The 15,910-nt window shown below is 58.2% G+C and carries 12 protein-coding genes, 3 pseudogenes and 1 riboswitch; of the genes and pseudogenes, 9 read left to right on the top strand and 6 right to left on the bottom strand.

Annotation, left to right across the window (positions count from 1 at the left end):
* The first annotated feature begins 416 nt into the window (after positions 1–416).
* The 3 genes from H3L92_RS11045 to H3L92_RS11035 all read left to right on the top strand — a co-directional run bounded on the left by H3L92_RS11045 (position 417) and on the right by H3L92_RS11035 (position 4,139).
* Complete coding sequence (locus H3L92_RS11045; RefSeq protein ID WP_085366759.1) at positions 417–1,259, top strand: shikimate dehydrogenase family protein; 843 nt, start codon at positions 417–419, stop codon at positions 1,257–1,259.
* A gap of 74 nt (positions 1,260–1,333) precedes the next feature.
* Complete coding sequence (locus H3L92_RS11040) at positions 1,334–2,671, top strand: MFS transporter (RefSeq protein WP_085366760.1); 1,338 nt, start codon at positions 1,334–1,336, stop codon at positions 2,669–2,671.
* A 115-nt stretch (positions 2,672–2,786) separates the two neighbouring features.
* Entirely contained in the window at positions 2,787–4,139 is a 1,353-nt protein-coding gene (locus H3L92_RS11035) for a M16 family metallopeptidase (RefSeq protein WP_085366761.1), read from the top strand.
* Positions 4,140–4,401: 262 nt separating this feature from the next.
* On the opposite strand, the gene prfB is transcribed toward H3L92_RS11035, so the two are convergent.
* From prfB to ftsY, 4 genes and pseudogenes are all read right to left on the bottom strand, one after another.
* Positions 4,402–5,505 carry a peptide chain release factor 2 gene (gene prfB, locus H3L92_RS11030; protein WP_085366777.1) on the bottom strand — a complete coding sequence of 368 codons (1,104 nt, stop codon included), beginning with the start codon at positions 5,503–5,505 and terminating at the stop codon, positions 4,402–4,404.
* Between the two features lie 129 nt (positions 5,506–5,634).
* The gene (gene ftsX, locus H3L92_RS11025; RefSeq protein WP_085366762.1) at positions 5,635–6,549 is read right to left on the bottom strand and encodes a permease-like cell division protein FtsX; all 915 of its coding nucleotides are present in this window, start codon (positions 6,547–6,549) and stop codon (positions 5,635–5,637) included.
* On the bottom strand, positions 6,546–7,199 hold the full coding sequence (gene ftsE, locus H3L92_RS11020; RefSeq protein ID WP_085366763.1) for a cell division ATP-binding protein FtsE: 654 nt from the start codon (positions 7,197–7,199) through the stop codon (positions 6,546–6,548). The genes ftsX and ftsE overlap by 4 nt, the downstream gene beginning before the upstream one ends.
* A 207-nt stretch (positions 7,200–7,406) precedes the next feature.
* A pseudogene (ftsY, locus tag H3L92_RS11015) lies at positions 7,407–8,327 on the bottom strand (signal recognition particle-docking protein FtsY); the annotation flags it as partial.
* A 623-nt stretch (positions 8,328–8,950) separates the two neighbouring features.
* On the opposite strand from ftsY, the gene H3L92_RS11010 reads away from it, so the two are divergent.
* Positions 8,951–10,282, top strand: coding sequence for a M16 family metallopeptidase (locus H3L92_RS11010; protein ID WP_085366765.1), 1,332 nt, complete (start codon positions 8,951–8,953; stop codon positions 10,280–10,282).
* Positions 10,283–10,359: 77 nt separating this feature from the next.
* Here H3L92_RS11010 and H3L92_RS11005 read toward each other — a convergent pair whose 3' ends face one another.
* On the bottom strand, positions 10,360–10,794 hold the full coding sequence (locus H3L92_RS11005) for a YiiD C-terminal domain-containing protein (RefSeq protein WP_085366766.1): 435 nt from the start codon (positions 10,792–10,794) through the stop codon (positions 10,360–10,362).
* Positions 10,795–11,054: 260 nt separating this feature from the next.
* Here H3L92_RS11005 and H3L92_RS11000 point away from each other — a divergent pair, with 260 nt between their 5' ends.
* The 4 genes and pseudogenes from H3L92_RS11000 to H3L92_RS10990 all read left to right on the top strand — a co-directional run bounded on the left by H3L92_RS11000 (position 11,055) and on the right by H3L92_RS10990 (position 13,628).
* Positions 11,055–11,549 carry a hypothetical protein gene (locus H3L92_RS11000; RefSeq protein ID WP_085366767.1) on the top strand — a complete coding sequence of 165 codons (495 nt, stop codon included), beginning with the start codon at positions 11,055–11,057 and terminating at the stop codon, positions 11,547–11,549.
* 34 nt (positions 11,550–11,583) lie between these two features.
* Positions 11,584–11,724 (top strand): annotated as a pseudogene (locus H3L92_RS13445) (lipoprotein signal peptidase); the annotation flags it as partial.
* Between the two features lie 40 nt (positions 11,725–11,764).
* Positions 11,765–11,865, top strand: a riboswitch (TPP riboswitch).
* A 116-nt stretch (positions 11,866–11,981) separates the two neighbouring features.
* Positions 11,982–13,199: an NRAMP family divalent metal transporter gene (locus tag H3L92_RS10995; RefSeq protein ID WP_085366768.1), complete on the top strand. Its 1,218-nt coding sequence runs from the start codon at positions 11,982–11,984 to the stop codon at positions 13,197–13,199.
* 99 nt (positions 13,200–13,298) lie between these two features.
* A complete protein-coding gene (locus H3L92_RS10990; RefSeq protein ID WP_085366769.1) occupies positions 13,299–13,628 on the top strand; it encodes a hypothetical protein in 330 nt (109 codons plus the stop codon).
* 394 nt (positions 13,629–14,022) lie between these two features.
* Here H3L92_RS10990 and H3L92_RS10985 read toward each other — a convergent pair.
* Positions 14,023–15,147: pseudogene (locus tag H3L92_RS10985) on the bottom strand (FUSC family protein); the annotation flags it as partial.
* A 201-nt stretch (positions 15,148–15,348) separates the two neighbouring features.
* Here H3L92_RS10985 and H3L92_RS10980 point away from each other — a divergent pair.
* Complete coding sequence (locus H3L92_RS10980; protein WP_182115349.1) at positions 15,349–15,906, top strand: RDD family protein; 558 nt, start codon at positions 15,349–15,351, stop codon at positions 15,904–15,906.
* Positions 15,907–15,910 lie beyond the last annotated feature (4 nt).

Genomic DNA, 15,910 nt, shown 5'->3' with positions numbered 1-15,910 from the left:
TAACCAATTCAAACCTGAAAACGTTCGTATCCCGTCATTCCCGCGCAGGCGGGAATCCAGCCTTAAAACCATCAATTATTTTATTTCAATAACTTATGAAAAAACGACTGGATTCCCGCCTGCGCGGGAATGACGATAATCAGATGTTTCAGACGGCCTAAAAGAATTTTGCAAAGGTCTCAGGCTTCAAGTATTGCTCGTAAAGGTTCCGGCTTTTCGTTCTGCAATTTTCAGGCGAAACATTGGCTAAATTAAAGTGTGAATGGCGGTTATGCGGCTGTTTCGGTTATAAACTTCCAATGCTTTTTCAAACCTGCCCATAATCCTGCTTTTCCCATTGCCTGTCGCGGCGGTGGCGGGGCGGGCGGGGGAACATCGGTTAGAATAAGCCCGTTTTTTCTGCCGGAAAGCGCCTTATGCCGTCTTCTTTAACCATCAACGGGTTAACCCGTGTCATCGCCCATATCGGCTTCCCCACCCAAACCTTTAAATCGCCGATGATTTACAACCCTTATTTCGCCGATGCGGGCATCAATGCGGTGGTGGTGCCGTTTTCGTGCGAGGCGCACAATTATCCGGCGTTTTTGAAAGCCGTGTTCGGCAACACTAATACCGCCGGCGCGCTGATTACCATGCCGCATAAAGTGGCCACCGTGGGGTTAATCGACCGTGTTGCGCCGGCGGCGGAAATTGCCGGTTCGTGCAACGCCGTGCGCTTGGGGGCGGACGGCAGGCTCGAAGGCGATATGTTCGACGGCGAAGGCTTCGTGCGCGGTATACGCCGCAAAGGCTTTGCGCCGCAGGGAAAATCGGCGCTGATTTTGGGCTGCGGCGGCGTAGGCTCGGCGATTGCGGCTTCGCTGGCGGCGGCGGGGGCGGCAAGGCTGGCGCTGTTCGACGCGCGCGCGGAGTCGGCCGCGGCGCTGGCAGGCCGTCTGAACAAGCATTATCCGGCGCTGGCGGTGGAAACCGGCGGCAATGATGTGCGCGGTTTCGATTTGGTGGTAAACGCCACGCCGCTGGGCATGTATGACGGCGACCCGCTGCCCGCCGACGTGTCGCGCCTGTCGCCCGAAACGTTTGTGGGCGAAGTGGTGTTGCGCGAAGCCACGCCGTTTGTGCGTGCGGCGCAGCAGCGGGGCTGTACGGTGCAGCTGGGCACGGATATGCTGTTCGAGCAGATTCCGGCCTATCTGGAATATTTCGGCCTGCCCTCAACCACGCCCGAAAACCTGCGCCGTTTGGCACAATTGGATTGAAACCCATATAGGCCGAGGCCTTTGCAAAAATACCGTAAGGCCGTCTGAAAACAACCCGACCAGAGTGACTGCTTATGACAACAACCAACGAAATCAATGTGCGCGAGCTGATTGATCACCGCCCCGTGGGCGCCTATCAGAAACTGGTGATCTTTTTATGTTTTCTGATTGTGGTGATGGACGGCTTCGATGTGGCCATTATGGGCTTTGTGGCGCCCTCGCTGAAAGAAGACTGGCAGTTGAGCAATAACGCGCTGGCGCCCGTGTTGAGTGCTGCGCTGGCGGGTTTGGCGGTGGGGGCGATGATTACCGGCCCGCTGGCTGATAAGTTCGGCAGGCGCAAGGTGTTGATTGCCAACGTGTTTACCTTCGGTTTGTTCACGCTGCTGGTGGCCTCGGCAAACTCGCTCAACCATATGATTGTTTACCGTTTTATCGCCGGTTGCGCGATGGGCGGCATTATGCCGAGCGTAGCTACGCTGGCCACCGAGTTTTCGCCCGCCCGCAGCCGTGCGTTTTTGGTAACGGTGGTGTTTGCCGGCTTTACCGTGGGTGCGGCGGGCGGCGGTTTTCTGGCTGCCGGTCTGATTCCGCATTACGGCTGGCACAGCGTGTTTTGGGTGGGCGGGATTGCGCCGATTGTGCTGAGTATTCTGTTGGTGTGGATGCTGCCCGAATCCATCGGTTTTCTGGCGCACAAAAAACACAAGCCCGAACGCATACGCAAACTGGTGGAACGCTGCGCCCCCGGCTCCACCACCGAACACAGCACCTTCGTGCTGCCGCTGCCCGCCGAGGCCGCGGCCGGCGAAGCGCCGATTAAAACCGTGCTCAACCCGCATTACCGCTTCGGCAGCATTATGTTGTGGTCGGGCTATTTCATGCACCTGTTTCTGGTGTATCTGTTGGGCAGCTGGATGCCCACCATGATTAAAGAATCGGGCATGACCGCCTCGCAGGCCAGCATTATTTCGGCCATGTTCCAGCTCGGCGGCCCGCTCGGCTCGGTGATGCTGGGTTGGCTGATGGACAGGTTCGAGCCGCACCGTGTGCTGGGTTTGTCGTATCTCACCGGCGCGGTGGTGTTGGTGGCCATCAGCAACGCCGGCCAGCAATATCTGCTGTTGTGCGTGTTGGCGTTTGTAGTCGGCGCGGCCTTCAACGGCGGCGGCACGGGCATGAACGCCTTGTCGAGCATGTTTTTCCCGCTCTCCGCCCGCGCCACCGGCAACGGCTGGATGCACGGATTGGGGCGCATCGGCGCAATTCTTTCCGCATTCGTGGGCGCGTGGATGCTGAACCTCGGTTGGGGCTTCGCCACCGTGGCCGTCGCCCTGACCGCGCCCGCCGCCGCCGTGGCCGTGCTGCTGGGCTTGAAACGCGCGTATTACCGCCGCAAAGAAGCGGCATAAACAAGCCCGCAAAGGTCTCAGGCCGTCTGAAAATATTGTTCAGACGGCCTTTGCCTTTACAGCCTTATTCAAAAACGTTTAACCTTGCGTTTTCCGCCCGATTAGAAAGTATGCCATGCCTTTGAAACCGACCGCAGCCCTGCTGATGCTGACCCTGCTGCCGCTTGCCGCCCATGCCGCCGTGAATATCCAGCGCTGGCAAACGCCCGAAGGAACCCAAGTGCTGCTGGTGGAGCGGCATCAAAACCCGATTGTTGATGTGCAGATCAGCTTTAAAGGCGCAGGCAGCGCCTTCAACCCCGAAGGCAAAGGCGAAGTTTCCGAATTTACCGCCGCACTGCTGACGGGCGGCACGCGGCGGCTCGACGAAGAAGCCTTCAAAGAGCAGGCCGACGGTTTGGCTGCCAGCATCAGCAGTGACGGCGGCGAAGAAGGTGCAACCGTTACCCTGCGCAGCCTGAGCCATCCCGCCAAACTCAAACCCGCTGTTAACCTGCTCAATCAGGCGCTCACGCAGCCGCGTTTCGATACCGCCGTGTTCGAGCGCATACGCAAACAGAGCATCACCGCGCTGCAACAGCAGGAAACCGACCCCGGCTTTATCGCCGATCGCGCACTCGCCCGCCTGAACTACGGCAGCCACCCCTACGGCCGCCCCGCGCAAACCAGCGTGGAAAGCATACGCCGCGTAACGCTCGACGACATCCGCGCGTTTTACCGCAGCCGCTACGGTAAAAACAATGCCGTCGTAGCCGTGGTGGGCGACCTCAACCGCCGCCAAACCGAAGCCCTGGTGCGGCAGGCGTTAAACGGCCTGCCTGCGCGCAGCAGCCAAAGCAGCGCCGTGCCCGCCGTGCCCGAACACCGCGCGGCGCATCAGAATATCCCGTTTGCGGGTGAGCAGGCGCAAATCGTGATGGGTATGCCCTTGATCAAACGCCACGATCCCGATTATTACGCACTGGTGGCCGGCAACTACACCCTCGGCGGCGGCGGTTTCGACAGCCGTCTGATGAAAGAATTGCGCGACAAACACGGCTACACCTACGGAGCGTCCAGCAGCCTCGCCCCTTCCTCTGAGGCCGGGCCGCTGACCATAGGCTTTTCCACCCAAAAAGCCAACACCGCCGCCGCGCTGGCCGCCGCCCGCAAAGTGCTGGCCGACTTTGCGGCGGAAGGGCCGACCGAAGAGGAGCTGCAACAGGCCAAAGCCAACATCACCGGCAGCTTCCCGCTGCGTTTCGACACCAACGCCAAACTGCTCGGCTATCTGAGCCTGATAGGTTTTTACAACCTGCCCGACGATTATCTCGAAGCCTATCCGAAAGCCGTTTCCGCCCTCACCGCCGAACAGGTCAAATCGGCGTGGCAGCGGCGTGTGAAAGCGGAAAACATGAATATCGTGGTGGTGGGCGCGGAGCAGGGCGCGGCAACGGCGGCGGATTACCGCCCGATAAAGCGGCGGTAGGCGGTGGCGGGAAAGTGTGGAAACAGGCGGGAAAACACTTGCATCGTCATACTCGGGCTTGACCCGGGTATCCCTATTTCTTTCAATCCAAAAAGATACTCGGCCCAAGCCCGAGTATGACAAAATCAAATATTCAGACGGCCTAAACAACTTGCAACGCTCCCGGCCTTAATGAGTTTGGCAAAGCGCTCAACTTGCAAAAATTTCAGGCCGTCTGAAAAGAAACAACCTTTTCAGACGGCCTGTTTGGTTTGCAGCCCGGCTACACGCCCTGTTTCAAACTGGCTTCGATAAAGCCGTCCAAATCGCCGTCCATCACGGCTTTGATGTTGCCCACTTCGTAAGAGGTGCGCAAATCTTTGATGCGCGACTGGTCGAACACATACGAGCGGATTTGGTGGCCCCAGCCCACGTCGGATTTGCCGTCTTCCAGCGCCTGCTTTTCTTCGTTGCGCTTGCGCATTTCCAGCTCGAACAGCTTGGCTTTGAGCATATTCATGGCTTCGTCGCGGTTGCGGTGTTGCGAGCGGTCGTTTTGGCACTGCACCACGATGCCGGTGGGGTTGTGGGTGATGCGCACGGCGGAGTCGGTTTTGTTGATGTGCTGGCCGCCCGCGCCGGATGCGCGGTAGGTGTCGATGCGCAGGTCGGCGGGGTTGATTTCCACTTCGAAGCTGTCGTCCACTTCGGGGTAAACAAACACCGAGGCAAACGAGGTGTGGCGTTTGTTGTTGGAGTCGAACGGCGAGTAGCGCACCAGGCGGTGGATGCCGGTTTCGGTGCGCAAAAGGCCGTAGGCATATTCGCCTTCGAGCTTGATGGTGGCGCGGTTGATGCCGGCGATGTCGCCTTCGTCTTCTTCGAGCACTTCTACCTTGAAGCCCTTGCGCTCGGCATAGCGCAGATACATGCGGTAGAGCATACCCGCCCAGTCTTCGGCTTCGGTGCCGCCGGCGCCGGCGGTGATGTCGATGAAGCAGTTGTTCACATCGGCCGGCTGGTTGAACATGCGTTTGAATTCCAAATCGGCCATCATCTGCTCGAGTTTGGCGATGTCTTCCTGCACGGCGGCGAAGCCGGCTTCGTCGTTTTCTTCCACCACCATTTCGAGCAGCTCGCGGTTATCGTCGATGCCGGCGGCGATGTTGTCGAGCGTGAGCACGATGCCTTCGAGCACTTTGCGCTCTTTGCCGATTTCTTGGGCTTTTTTGGGGTCGTTCCAAAGGTCGGGGTCTTCGGAGAGGCCGACCACTTCTTCGAGGCGGTCTTTTTTGCCGTCGTAATCGAGATAGCCGCGGATGTCGCTGCTGCGGCCGGCAAGGTCGCCCAGCATGGCGTTCAATTGGTTGACGGTTTCGGCTTCAATCATGGTTTTCTCTTGCTAAGGTCTTTATTTAAGGGGCGTATTGTACTGGATTTTACGGGGGCGGGCTATGGAGAAAGGCCGTCTGAAAAGGGTTTCAGACGGCCTGTAGTGTTTTTTGCTCTTGTCTGTTCAGCGTTTGGCTTTAAACCCAAGCAGGTGCTGTTGGGTGGCCAGCCATGCGCCGGCGATGCCGAGGGCGGCCACGGCGGCGAGCACCAGCAGCACTTCCCAAAAATAGAAGAAACGCCATTCGATATTCAGCCCGTAGGGCTTGAAAATCTGATCGACCAGCGGTTTCGACACGTTTACCAGCCAGGCACATAGCCCCAGGCTCACGGCCACGGCGAGCACGCTCTGCCAGGCGGCCAGGTAAAGGAAGGGGCGGCGGATAAACGAGGCGGGCGCGCCCAAAAGTTTGGTGATTTCGATTTCTTCTTTTCGGCTCAAGATTTGCAGGCGGATGGTGTTGTGCGCCACCAAAACGAAAGCCACGCCGAGGGTGAAGGCGAGAAACCAGAAAACCTTGTGCGCGAAGTCGTTGATTTGGTAGAGCGTTTGCATCCATTCGGTGTCGAGCTTGGCTTCTTCCACCATCGGCAGCTCGGCCAAATCTTTTTGCAGCGCCTTCATTTCTTCGGGCGGCGTGGCGGGGTCGGGGGTAACGATGAATACGTCGGGCAGCGGGTTTTCGTCGAGCATCGACACCAAATCTTGCCCGCCCATGCTGGTTTGCAGCTCTTGCAGGCCTTTTTGTTTGCTCACGAATTCGTTTTTCTGAATGCGTTTGTCTTGCGCGAGCAGGTTTTTCACGGCTTCGGTGTCGCCCGTGTCGGCGCCCAGCTCCATATAAACGGTGATTTGCGGCGATTCGTTGAGTTTGCCGACTACGGCCTGCGAGCTTTGCACGCCCAGATAGAGCGCGAGCGGCAGCGTCATCGCCACCGCCAGCATCAGCAGGATCAGCAGCGTGCCCACGGGCTGTTTCAGCAGTTTGCGGGCAGCGTTGGCGGCGGCGTCAAGGTGGAGCGATACGTATTGGCTCATGATGTGAACCTGCCTTCCTGCAAGCGCAGAATGCGGTGGCCGTAGTCGGCCATCAGGGTTTCGTCGTGCGCGGCCACGATTACGGTGGTGCCGGCTTCGTGGAAGGTTTTGAACAGTTCCATAATGTCTAGGGCGTAGGCGCGGTCGAGGTTGGCGGAAGGCTCATCGGCAATCAGCAGGCTGGGCTGGTGCACCACGGCGCGGGCGATGCACAGGCGCTGCTGTTCGCCGCCGGAAAGGGTGATGGGGTCGGAAAGCTCGCGGCCGCCCAAGCCCACTTTTTCGATGGCGATGCGGGCGCGTTTGTCGGCCTGTTTGGCATCGTAGCCGATGATGCGCAGCGGCAGCAGCACGTTTTGCAGCACGTTGCGGTCGTAAAGGATTTTGTGGTCTTGGAAAACGATGCCGATGTGCTGGCGCATAAAGCCGATTTGGTTGTCGTTTAAGTCGCCGATGTTTTGGTTGTTCATCCACACCTTGCCTTCGGTGGGTTTGGTGATGCCGGCGATGAGTTTGAGCACGGTGGATTTGCCCGCGCCCGAATGCCCGGCCACGAAAATCATTTCGCCTTTGCTGATTTTGAAGCTGACGTTTTTCAGCGCCTGAAAGCCGCCGGGATAGGTTTTGGAAACTTGTTCGAAACGAATCATAGGTTTATCCGGTGAAGTTGGTTTCAGACGGCATCAGGCCGTCTGAAAGGTTATGTGCGATTATACCGAATAATGTTGCGCCGTTCAGCCGGGCGCGACGGGCGGAGAAGATAGGAAACAAACTGTTTCGAGAAAACCGTTTTGGGTAAAAAACGCCCGCACGGCAGTGTGCGGTGCGGGCGGAAAGGTTTTCAGACGGCCTCGAAGCTAGTCGAGCAGTGCATCAACAAACGCTCTGGCGTCAAACGGGCGCAGGTCGTCGATGCTTTCGCCCACGCCGATATAGCGCACGGGAATCGGGCGGTTGCTGGCGAGCGCGGCGAGAATGCCGCCTTTGGCGGTGCCGTCGAGCTTGGTAACAATCAGGCCGGTGAGGCCCAGCGCGTCGTCGAAGGCGGTAACCTGGTTGACGGCGTTTTGGCCGATGTTGGCATCGAGCACCACGATGATTTCGTGCGGTGCGTCGGGCATGGATTTTTGCAGCACGCGCTTCACTTTTTTGATTTCTTCCATCAGGTGCAGCTGCGTGGGCAGGCGGCCGGCGGTGTCGGCCAGCACGATGTCGATGCCGCGCGCTTTGGCGGCTTCAACGGCATCGAAACACACGGCGGCGGAATCGCCGGTGGTTTGCGAAATCACGGTAACGCCGTTGCGCGCGCCCCATTCCTGCAACTGCTCGCGGGCGGCGGCGCGGAAGGTGTCGCCCGCAGCCAGTAGCACCGATTTGCCCTGCGATTGGAAATATTTGGCGAGTTTGCCGATAGAGGTGGTTTTGCCCGCGCCGTTGATGCCGGCCAGCATAATCACGAAAGGTTGGCCGTTGTCGGGGATAACCAGCGGTTTTTCGAGCGGTTTGATTAAATCGTAGATTGCGTCTTTGAGAGCGCCGCGCAATTCGTTGCCGTCTTTGAGGCCGCGCAGCGACACGCGTTTGCGCACATCCTTCATCAGATAGTCGGTGGCTTCCATGCCCATATCGCTGGTGATCAGCACGGTTTCCAGCTCTTCGTATAAATCTTCGTCGATCTGCCCGCCGCCGAACACGCCCGCCAGCGATTTGGCCATTTGGTCGCGCGATTTGGTAAGGCCTTTTTTCAGGCGCGCCGCCCAGCCGAGTTTGGCAGGTTCGCCCTCTTCGGCGGCTGCGGCAGCCGCGGCGGCAGGCACGGGCGCGGTAACGGTGGCGATGCTGTCGGGCTGTTTCAGGGTTTCGGCCATTTCGCTGCCGCTGAGTGTTGCGGCCGCTTCGGCAGGCGCGGCTTCGTTTTCAGACGGCCTGATGTGAATCTTGGCCACCGGCGCGTTGGGGTTATATTGCTCGGGCAGGTTGGCTTCGGGGTTGACGATGTCGGCCACCAATTGACCGACCGGGTTGTTTTGCAGGTGTGTTTCAACCGCTTCGAGCTGCGCTTCGGTGAGCGGGGCAGGGGCTTCCTCTGCCAACGGGGAGCCGCTTTCCGCTTCGGGCACGGCGGGCGTTTGCACAGGCTCGGCGGCGGGTTCGGCGTTATCCTGCTTTTTTTTGCGTTTAAAGAAGCTGAACATGGGTTTGGCCTTGTTTTGAAAATGGTTGCAGGGGTGGATTGTAACGTATTTTCAAATAATGGCTATGCCCCGAAAGTACAAGATACAGCGGGAACAAACACTGCTTCGCCAGGCCGTCTGAAAACAAGCGTTCAGACGGCCTCAAGCCTTGTTTAATCGGCAGGCAAAAGTTATCATGCCCCGCAATCCATTCCGAAAGAACCACCATGCTGCGCCGAACCGTTTTCCTGATGCTGCTTGCCGCCGCCCCCGCGTGGGCGCAAACGCTTTCGCAAACGCTGCCCAACGGCATGAAAGTGATTGTGAAAGAAGACCGCCGCGCGCCGGTGGCCGTGTCGCAGCTTTGGTATAAGGTGGGCAGCGTTGACGAGCAGCAAGGCAAAACCGGCTTGAGCCACGCGCTCGAGCACATGATGTTCAAGGGCACGCCTGCCGTGCCTTCGGGCGAATTCAGCCGCCGCGTATCGGCTTTGGGCGGCCAAAACAACGCCTACACCAACCGCAGCGAAACCGTGTATTTCGAAAACGTGGCCGCCAAAAACCTGCCCGAAGTGCTGAAAATGGAAGCCGACCGCATGGCCAACCTCAATTTCAGCGACAAAGAATTCGCCAACGAAATGAGCGTGATACGCGAAGAGCGCCGCCAGCGCACCGAAGACAACCCCTTCGGCAAGCTGTGGGAACACATTTACCTCAACAGCTACCAAACCCCCGCCCTGCGCGCGCCCGTTATCGGCTATATGAACGATCTGCACGCACTCAAAGCCGACGATTTGCGCCAATGGTACCGCCAATGGTATGCCCCCAATAACGCCGTGTTGGTGGTGGTGGGCGATGTGGACGCACGGCAAACCCTCAAAACCGCCGAACGGCTGTTCGGCGCGATTCCCGCCAAGCCCCTGCCGCCGCGCAACACCGTGAGCGAAGCCGCCGAAACCCGCCCCGCGAGCGCACAAACCGAATCGGCCGTAACCCGCCAGCCCGTGCTCGCGCTTTCCTACCGCGTGCCCAAACTTACCCGCATCGACGACAAAATGCCTTATGCGCTCGACGTGCTTTCCGACGTGCTCGGCGGCAATGCCTCCAGCCGCTTCGACAAAAACCTGGTGCGCGGCAGGCAGGCCGCGCTCGACATCGGCGTGAACTACGATATGTTCAGCCGCGAAATGCCTCTGTTCAGCATCATCGCCATGCCCGCCGGCGGCACGGGCGAACAAGAGCTGCTTGAAATGATACGCAGCGAAATCGCCGACATCGCCCGCAACGGCATCAGCCGCACCGAGTTGGAACGGGTGCGCACGCAGGCGGCCGCTTCCGAAATCTATGCCAAAGATTCGATGAGCGCCCAAGCCTCGCTGATGGGCAGGCTCGAAGCCCGCGGCTTCAGCTACGGCGACGAAGCCGAACTGCGCCGCCGCCTGCAAACCGTTACCGCCGCCGACGTGCAGGCCGCCGCCCGCCTGCTCACCCCCGAGCGCTCCAGCGTGGTGGTGGTGCAGCCAGCGCAGGTGCAGCCGGAATATGTGAAGAAGCCCTAACCTGCCGCGCAGGGTTTGCGCCGGAAACCGTTGGAAAAATTGAAAGGCCGTCTGAAATGTTTCAGACGGCCTTTTTATCAAGCCAGCACCACATATTTCCCCTCGAATTCCGCCGCCAAAATCCCTTCGCTGAACAGGCGGCAGGATAGGGTGATTTTGCCTTTGCCGCGCTCGGTCAGCATTTTCGTGCATTGCGCCCATGCTGCCGGGTCGGCGGTTTCGCACACGGCGGTTAAGTCGCCGGCGGCGGGTTTGAGATAGCGTGTGCGGCCTTCCTGTATCACGATTTTGCCGCGGTATTCGGGGTAGTTGAGGTGCACGAGCGACCAGCCGCACAAGGTGGCGAGCATGGCGATGCTGCCGCCGAACACGGTTTGGTGGTGGTTGCGGTTAACGGCGATGGGCGCGAGCAATGCCACCCGTGCGGGCGAGCTTTCGGTTACGGCCAGCGACAGGGCGGCAGAGGCGGGAATGTTGCGGTGAAGAAAGTTTTGCAGTTCGGCGGGGGTCATGGTGCTTCCTAATTCGGCGGGGCGGATATTATAAAACCTGCGGCGGCAGTTGCCCCACTTTTTGCCGTTTGGTCACGAGATTGAAACAAACGTTGGGTTTGATTGTGTTGTGAAAAGTGAAGCAAATATTCTAGCCGTGAGCGGGGCTTTATGCTTGAATGGCAGCCGTATATGCCGCATTCGGGGCGCAATGTGCAGGTTCTGCCGTTAAGTGCTTCGATTTCCGGCGGCAGGGTTTCGATGTTTTGGAGCAACCGACTATGAACAAATTATGCAGATCCATTCTGATTCCCGCCGCCGTGCTGGCATTCAGCGGGGCAGCCTATGCCGAAACGCAAACGTGCAACGGCACGCTGGCGGATATTTCGATAGACGGCGATGTGTTGGTGCCGGCCAGGCAAAGCTGCACCTTAAACGGTACGGGCGTTAAAGGCAATGTGAAGGTTGGGCGCGGCGGCAACCTGCAAGCGTTCGGCGCCATCATCGACGGTGATATCCAAGCCGACAAGGCCGGTGCGGTTACGGTTGAGCGCGCCCGTGTCGACGGCGACATACAGGTGAAGGAGTCGGATGCGATAAAAGTGGCGGATACATGGATTGACGGCGATTTGCAATTGTTCGACAACAACGCCGGTGCGTCTGTGAACGGCAACCGTATCGGCGGCAACCTGCAATGCAAAGGCAACAAAGGCCGCATCGGCGGCTCGGGCAATCAGGTTAAAGGCAATAAAGAAGACCAATGCCGCCGCCTGTGATCCGGCCCACCGTTTGTAAAACCGCCCGAGACCTTTGCAAAACCCTCAGATGCGGCGCATTTCTACGTTGTGCGCTGCTCGCTCGCTTGCCTATCTACTTGATATGTCTGCGCTCGCTGCGCTGCTACGCCTTGAACTGCATCCGCATCTGAGGGTTTTGCAAAGGTCTCCGCCCGTGCGCATTTACGCCGGGTGCTTTCCGTGTTTTAATCACCAAACAGAAACAGGGGTGCCGCGCCGTTTTCGGGCGCAGCTGAGAGTTACCCTTACACCCGATCAGGATAATGCCTGCGTGGGAAGTTTCGGCCTATTGTATTTTTCAGACGGCATCAGGCTTTATCAGGCCGTCTGAAACCGCAGCAACGGCGCTCCTGTTTCTTTCTATAAACGAGAAACAGGAGCATTTTTTATGACTGCCGGAAAGGAAATTTGATGAACAAACCGAGCTTCTTCCAAACATTCGGCCCCGGCATCATCATGGCCTCGTCGGCGGTGGGCGGTTCGCACATTATCGCCTCCACGCAGGCGGGGGCGTATTACGGCTGGCAGCTGGCCGGGCTGATTGTGCTGGTGAACGTTTTGAAATATCCGTTTTTCAGCATTGCGTTCGATTATGCCGCCCTGCACGGCAAAACCCTGCTCGAAGGCTATGCCGAACGTGGGCGCGCTTATTTGTGGCTGTTTCTGGCATTCAACCTGTTTGCCACGGTGGTGAACATCGCAGGCGGCACGCTGTTGTCGGCGCTGCTGCTGGGCATGGTGCTGCCGCAGGGCATCAGCCTGAACGTGCTGAACCTGATTGTGTTGGCGAGTTTTGTGGTGCTGCTGTTTTCGCACCAATACCGGCGGCTGGACCAAGTGTCGAAAATCATCATGCTGCTGTTGAGCGCGGTAACCGCCGCCGCTTTGCTGATGGCTTTCGGCAAGCCGCCCCCGCCGCCGGCGGCGGGCTTTACCGATCCTTCGCCGTGGACGCTGGCCGCCGTGCCGTTTCTGGCCGCGCTGATGGGCTGGATGCCCGCGCCGATGGAATTGAGCGTGGCCGGTTCGATGTGGGTGAAAGAAAAAAAACGCCGCCACGCGGGCTACCGTGAAAGGCGCATGGTCGATTTCAACACCGGCTACGCCGTTACCATCATATTGGCGCTGATGTTTATGATGCTCGGCGCGCGCGTGCAATACGGGCAAAACGTGCCGCCTTTGAGCGGCGGGAAGTTTATCGGGCAGTTTGTGGATATGTACACCGCGGCCATCGGCGGGTTTATGTATGTTCCGATGGTGCTGGCGGCGTTTGCCTGCATTTACGGCACCACCATCGTGGCGGTGGACGGTTATTCGCGCTGCAACCGGCAAGCGGTGGATTTGCTGCGGGGCAGGCCGTCTGAAGTTTCGGAAAGCGACGGCGTTTTGCGCGTGTGGATTATTGCGGCGGCGGTTGCGGCGTTTGTGCTGATTCAGTTTTTCAGCGGCGCGGTCGGCAAGATGATACCGTTTGCGATGACGGCTTCTTTTCTTTCCTCCCCCGTGTTTGCGTGGCTGAACCTGGGGCTGGCGGGCAGCCTGCCCAAACAGTCCGGCCTGCTGCCGCTGGCCTGGCTGGGGTTGGTTTATCTGGTGGCGATGGCGGCGGTTTATCTGTTGTGGGCGTGAAGGCGGCCGGATCGCCGGTTTTTGATTCAACACGGTTCGTTGCCGCCCGATTTGTGCCACAATGGAAGCCGTTGATATCGGAACCATCGGAGACACACTATGATGAATATCGTCAACCAACTGCCTGTGCCCGTGCTGCCCATCGACCGCGACCGGGCCGATTATGCGGTGTCGAAAAACCGGCTCAGCGATTATTTTATCCGCAACCCCGCGCTGTTCAGGCTGGCTTTGCAGCCCGAGCGCACCGAGCAGGCCGTGCGCATGGCCGCCCATGCCTGCGGGTTGTGGTTTGATCTTTGGCAAAATCCCGAAAGCCGCAAACGCGTGATTGTGGTGGCGAATAAAGATGTGATGCCGTTCGGCACGATGTTCCGCCAGGCGCTGCAACGCGAAGTGGTGCTAGCGGCCTTGAAACGGCGCAGCGGGTAGCAGCGTAGGCCGGGCATTTATATCCGACATTCCGTTATATTTTTCGGTTTTGTCGGGCATAAATGCCCGACCTACTCATTACCGAACGGTTTTCAGACGGCCGCAAGGCTTGGCAAAATATTCCGCTAACTTGTTTAAAAATAACGTCATACTCGGGCTTGACCCGAGTATCTTTTTATTTTTTAAAAATAGCCGGATACTCGGGTCAAGTTTGAGCATGACGAAAACGGTAGAAAAACAGGTCTTGCCAAGCCTTGCGGCCGTCTGAAAACATTTTGCGCGCCTATAGTGAATCCACTTACTCCGTTACGGCGTTGCTGCGCCTTGTCGTACTGCCTGTACTGCCTGCGGCTTGCTGCCTTGTACCGAAGTAATTGAATTCACTATATCCCTGCCCGTGTGCGCCTTTATCAATCAAATGCTTGCGCAGTTTGCGCAATTCTTTCGGCTCCAGCCACTTCTGCCGCGTGCGCACCAGCATCATCACCAAATTGGCCAGCTCGATGCGGATATTGATACTCAGCCAGATAAAACCCTGCCATTCAAACGGCAGCCGCTGCGAAAGGGCGCGCAGTTGCGGGTCGATGGCGGTGGAAATGTGAATGCGGTGGGCATAGCGGCCTTTGAGCATGTGCGACGTGAGGTGCAGCTCGTGTTGCAGGGCGGCGAAATGGCGGTTGAGCAGCGCTTCTTCCTCTTCGCTCATGTCGGGGCGCGGCAGTTTCAGCACGGCGTGCAGCAAAAGGTCGGTGCTGCTGACGATTTTGCGGTGGGTGTGCTGTATGGTTTCCATCATGGTGAGGCTGATGCGGCTCTCTTGCGCGGTGGGGGTGAGATGGCTGCGGCTGCGCACCAGGCGGTTGTTGATCTGTTTGATCTTTTTCTGGTTTTTGCGCCACCGCTGCCTGCCCATGTATTCGCCGTTGCCGATTTCGGCCAGCACGCGGCTGGCGGCGGTGAGGTTGTCGGCCAGCAGAAAACGCCACATCAGGGTGGATTTCAGCGGCATCAGTTTGGCGGCGGCCACGGCGATGGCGGCACCGAGCAGCACGTTGAGCGCGCGCATCATGCTGTCGTGCAGCCATTCGCCGTTGTGAACGCCGCCCGCCAGCATACACATGGTCAGCCCCGCCAGCATGGGGATATAGCCGTTTTTCCCCACCGCCAGCCAGCCGGCCACGGCGCTGAACACGCCGATTATCAGGTAAAACGCGGCGTTGTCGTGCAGGTGGTTTTGGTTCAGCCACAAAATCAGCAGGCCGGCGGCCAGGCCGATCAGGGTGCCGAGCATACGTTCGACGGCTTTGGAATAAATCGCGCCCTGAAACTGCAACATACCCAGCACCACAAACACGGTGATGCTGATCCACTCGCCGTGCATCAGGCCGAAGCGGCGCGCAATCAGGGTGGCGCACAACACCGCCAAGCCCAGCCGCACTGCATGGATCAGGCGGCTGTAGCGGTAGCGTTTGTAGGGGTTGAACCAGCGTTCGGCGGCTTGTTGCAGCAGGGTTTTCATAATGGCACGGGGCGGGCGGGGCGGATAAAAAAGTGCATTAGAACACAAGGTTTGCGCCTGCGGCTTGCGTTAAGTCAGGCGGATGGGGCGGCCGTCTGAAAAGTTTCGGGCGGCACATATTATGAATATCGAACTGAACTTAATTGTTTCTCTGTGATTCTAACAGGCTTTGGGAGCACTGCTATGGGTGAACGGGCCGATTTGAAAACATTTAAATTTGAAGAATCAAACTTCCGCGTGGCGCCGGTGAGTGACAGGTTTGCGGCATTTACAATAGATTGCATTTTATTGTGGATAGTGGTGCTTTGCACCATGAACGATGCTGTGATGGCCGGTGATGCCAAAGCCATTGAAGATGCCCTCCGTGCGCCTTCTGTGTTCCAGTACTCGGTTTATGCCCTGATACAAATCTGCATTATCTGCATTTTCGGCCGTTCGGCAGGCAAATGCGCGCTTTATCTTGCTCCCATCAATATCCGCACAGGGCAGCGGACCAGTGCGCTGGAATATCTCCTGCTCCGAACGCCGGCATGGCTTATTTTTAGCAATTTTTTGATTTTCGATGATTTTTTAGACGGATGGCCTATTTGGATCAACTGCCTGATGATTGTGTTCGGCTCCAACAGCCGCGGCATCCACGATTTTATCGCCGGAACGGTTATCGTGGATATGCCGCCCGACTCAAAAAAAGGCGGCTCGGCAAAACAGCAGGGTGATGCGCCGCCGCATCAGCCGGACACGGTCGGAAAGCAGGCATAGCAGC

Origin of the sequence: Neisseria dentiae (genome assembly GCF_014055005.1) — a bacterium.
GTDB classification, from domain to species: domain Bacteria; phylum Pseudomonadota; class Gammaproteobacteria; order Burkholderiales; family Neisseriaceae; genus Neisseria; species Neisseria dentiae.
Note: the sequence above shows the minus strand (reverse complement) of the source record. Positions and strands in the feature narration are given on the sequence as shown.

Bases quoted from the DNA above. Each gene is read 5' to 3' on its own strand.
- H3L92_RS11045 (WP_085366759.1), top strand. From the start codon at position 417: ATGCCGTCTTCTTTAACCATCAACGGGTTAACCCGTGTCATCGCCCAT.
- H3L92_RS11040 (WP_085366760.1), top strand. From the start codon at position 1,334: ATGACAACAACCAACGAAATCAATGTGCGCGAGCTGATTGATCACCGC.
- H3L92_RS11035 (WP_085366761.1), top strand. From the start codon at position 2,787: ATGCCTTTGAAACCGACCGCAGCCCTGCTGATGCTGACCCTGCTGCCG.
- ftsX (WP_085366762.1), bottom strand. From the start codon at position 6,549: ATGAGCCAATACGTATCGCTCCACCTTGACGCCGCCGCCAACGCTGCC.
- ftsE (WP_085366763.1), bottom strand. From the start codon at position 7,199: ATGATTCGTTTCGAACAAGTTTCCAAAACCTATCCCGGCGGCTTTCAG.
- H3L92_RS11010 (WP_085366765.1), top strand. From the start codon at position 8,951: ATGCTGCGCCGAACCGTTTTCCTGATGCTGCTTGCCGCCGCCCCCGCG.
- H3L92_RS11005 (WP_085366766.1), bottom strand. From the start codon at position 10,794: ATGACCCCCGCCGAACTGCAAAACTTTCTTCACCGCAACATTCCCGCC.
- H3L92_RS11000 (WP_085366767.1), top strand. From the start codon at position 11,055: ATGAACAAATTATGCAGATCCATTCTGATTCCCGCCGCCGTGCTGGCA.
- H3L92_RS10995 (WP_085366768.1), top strand. From the start codon at position 11,982: ATGAACAAACCGAGCTTCTTCCAAACATTCGGCCCCGGCATCATCATG.
- H3L92_RS10990 (WP_085366769.1), top strand. From the start codon at position 13,299: ATGATGAATATCGTCAACCAACTGCCTGTGCCCGTGCTGCCCATCGAC.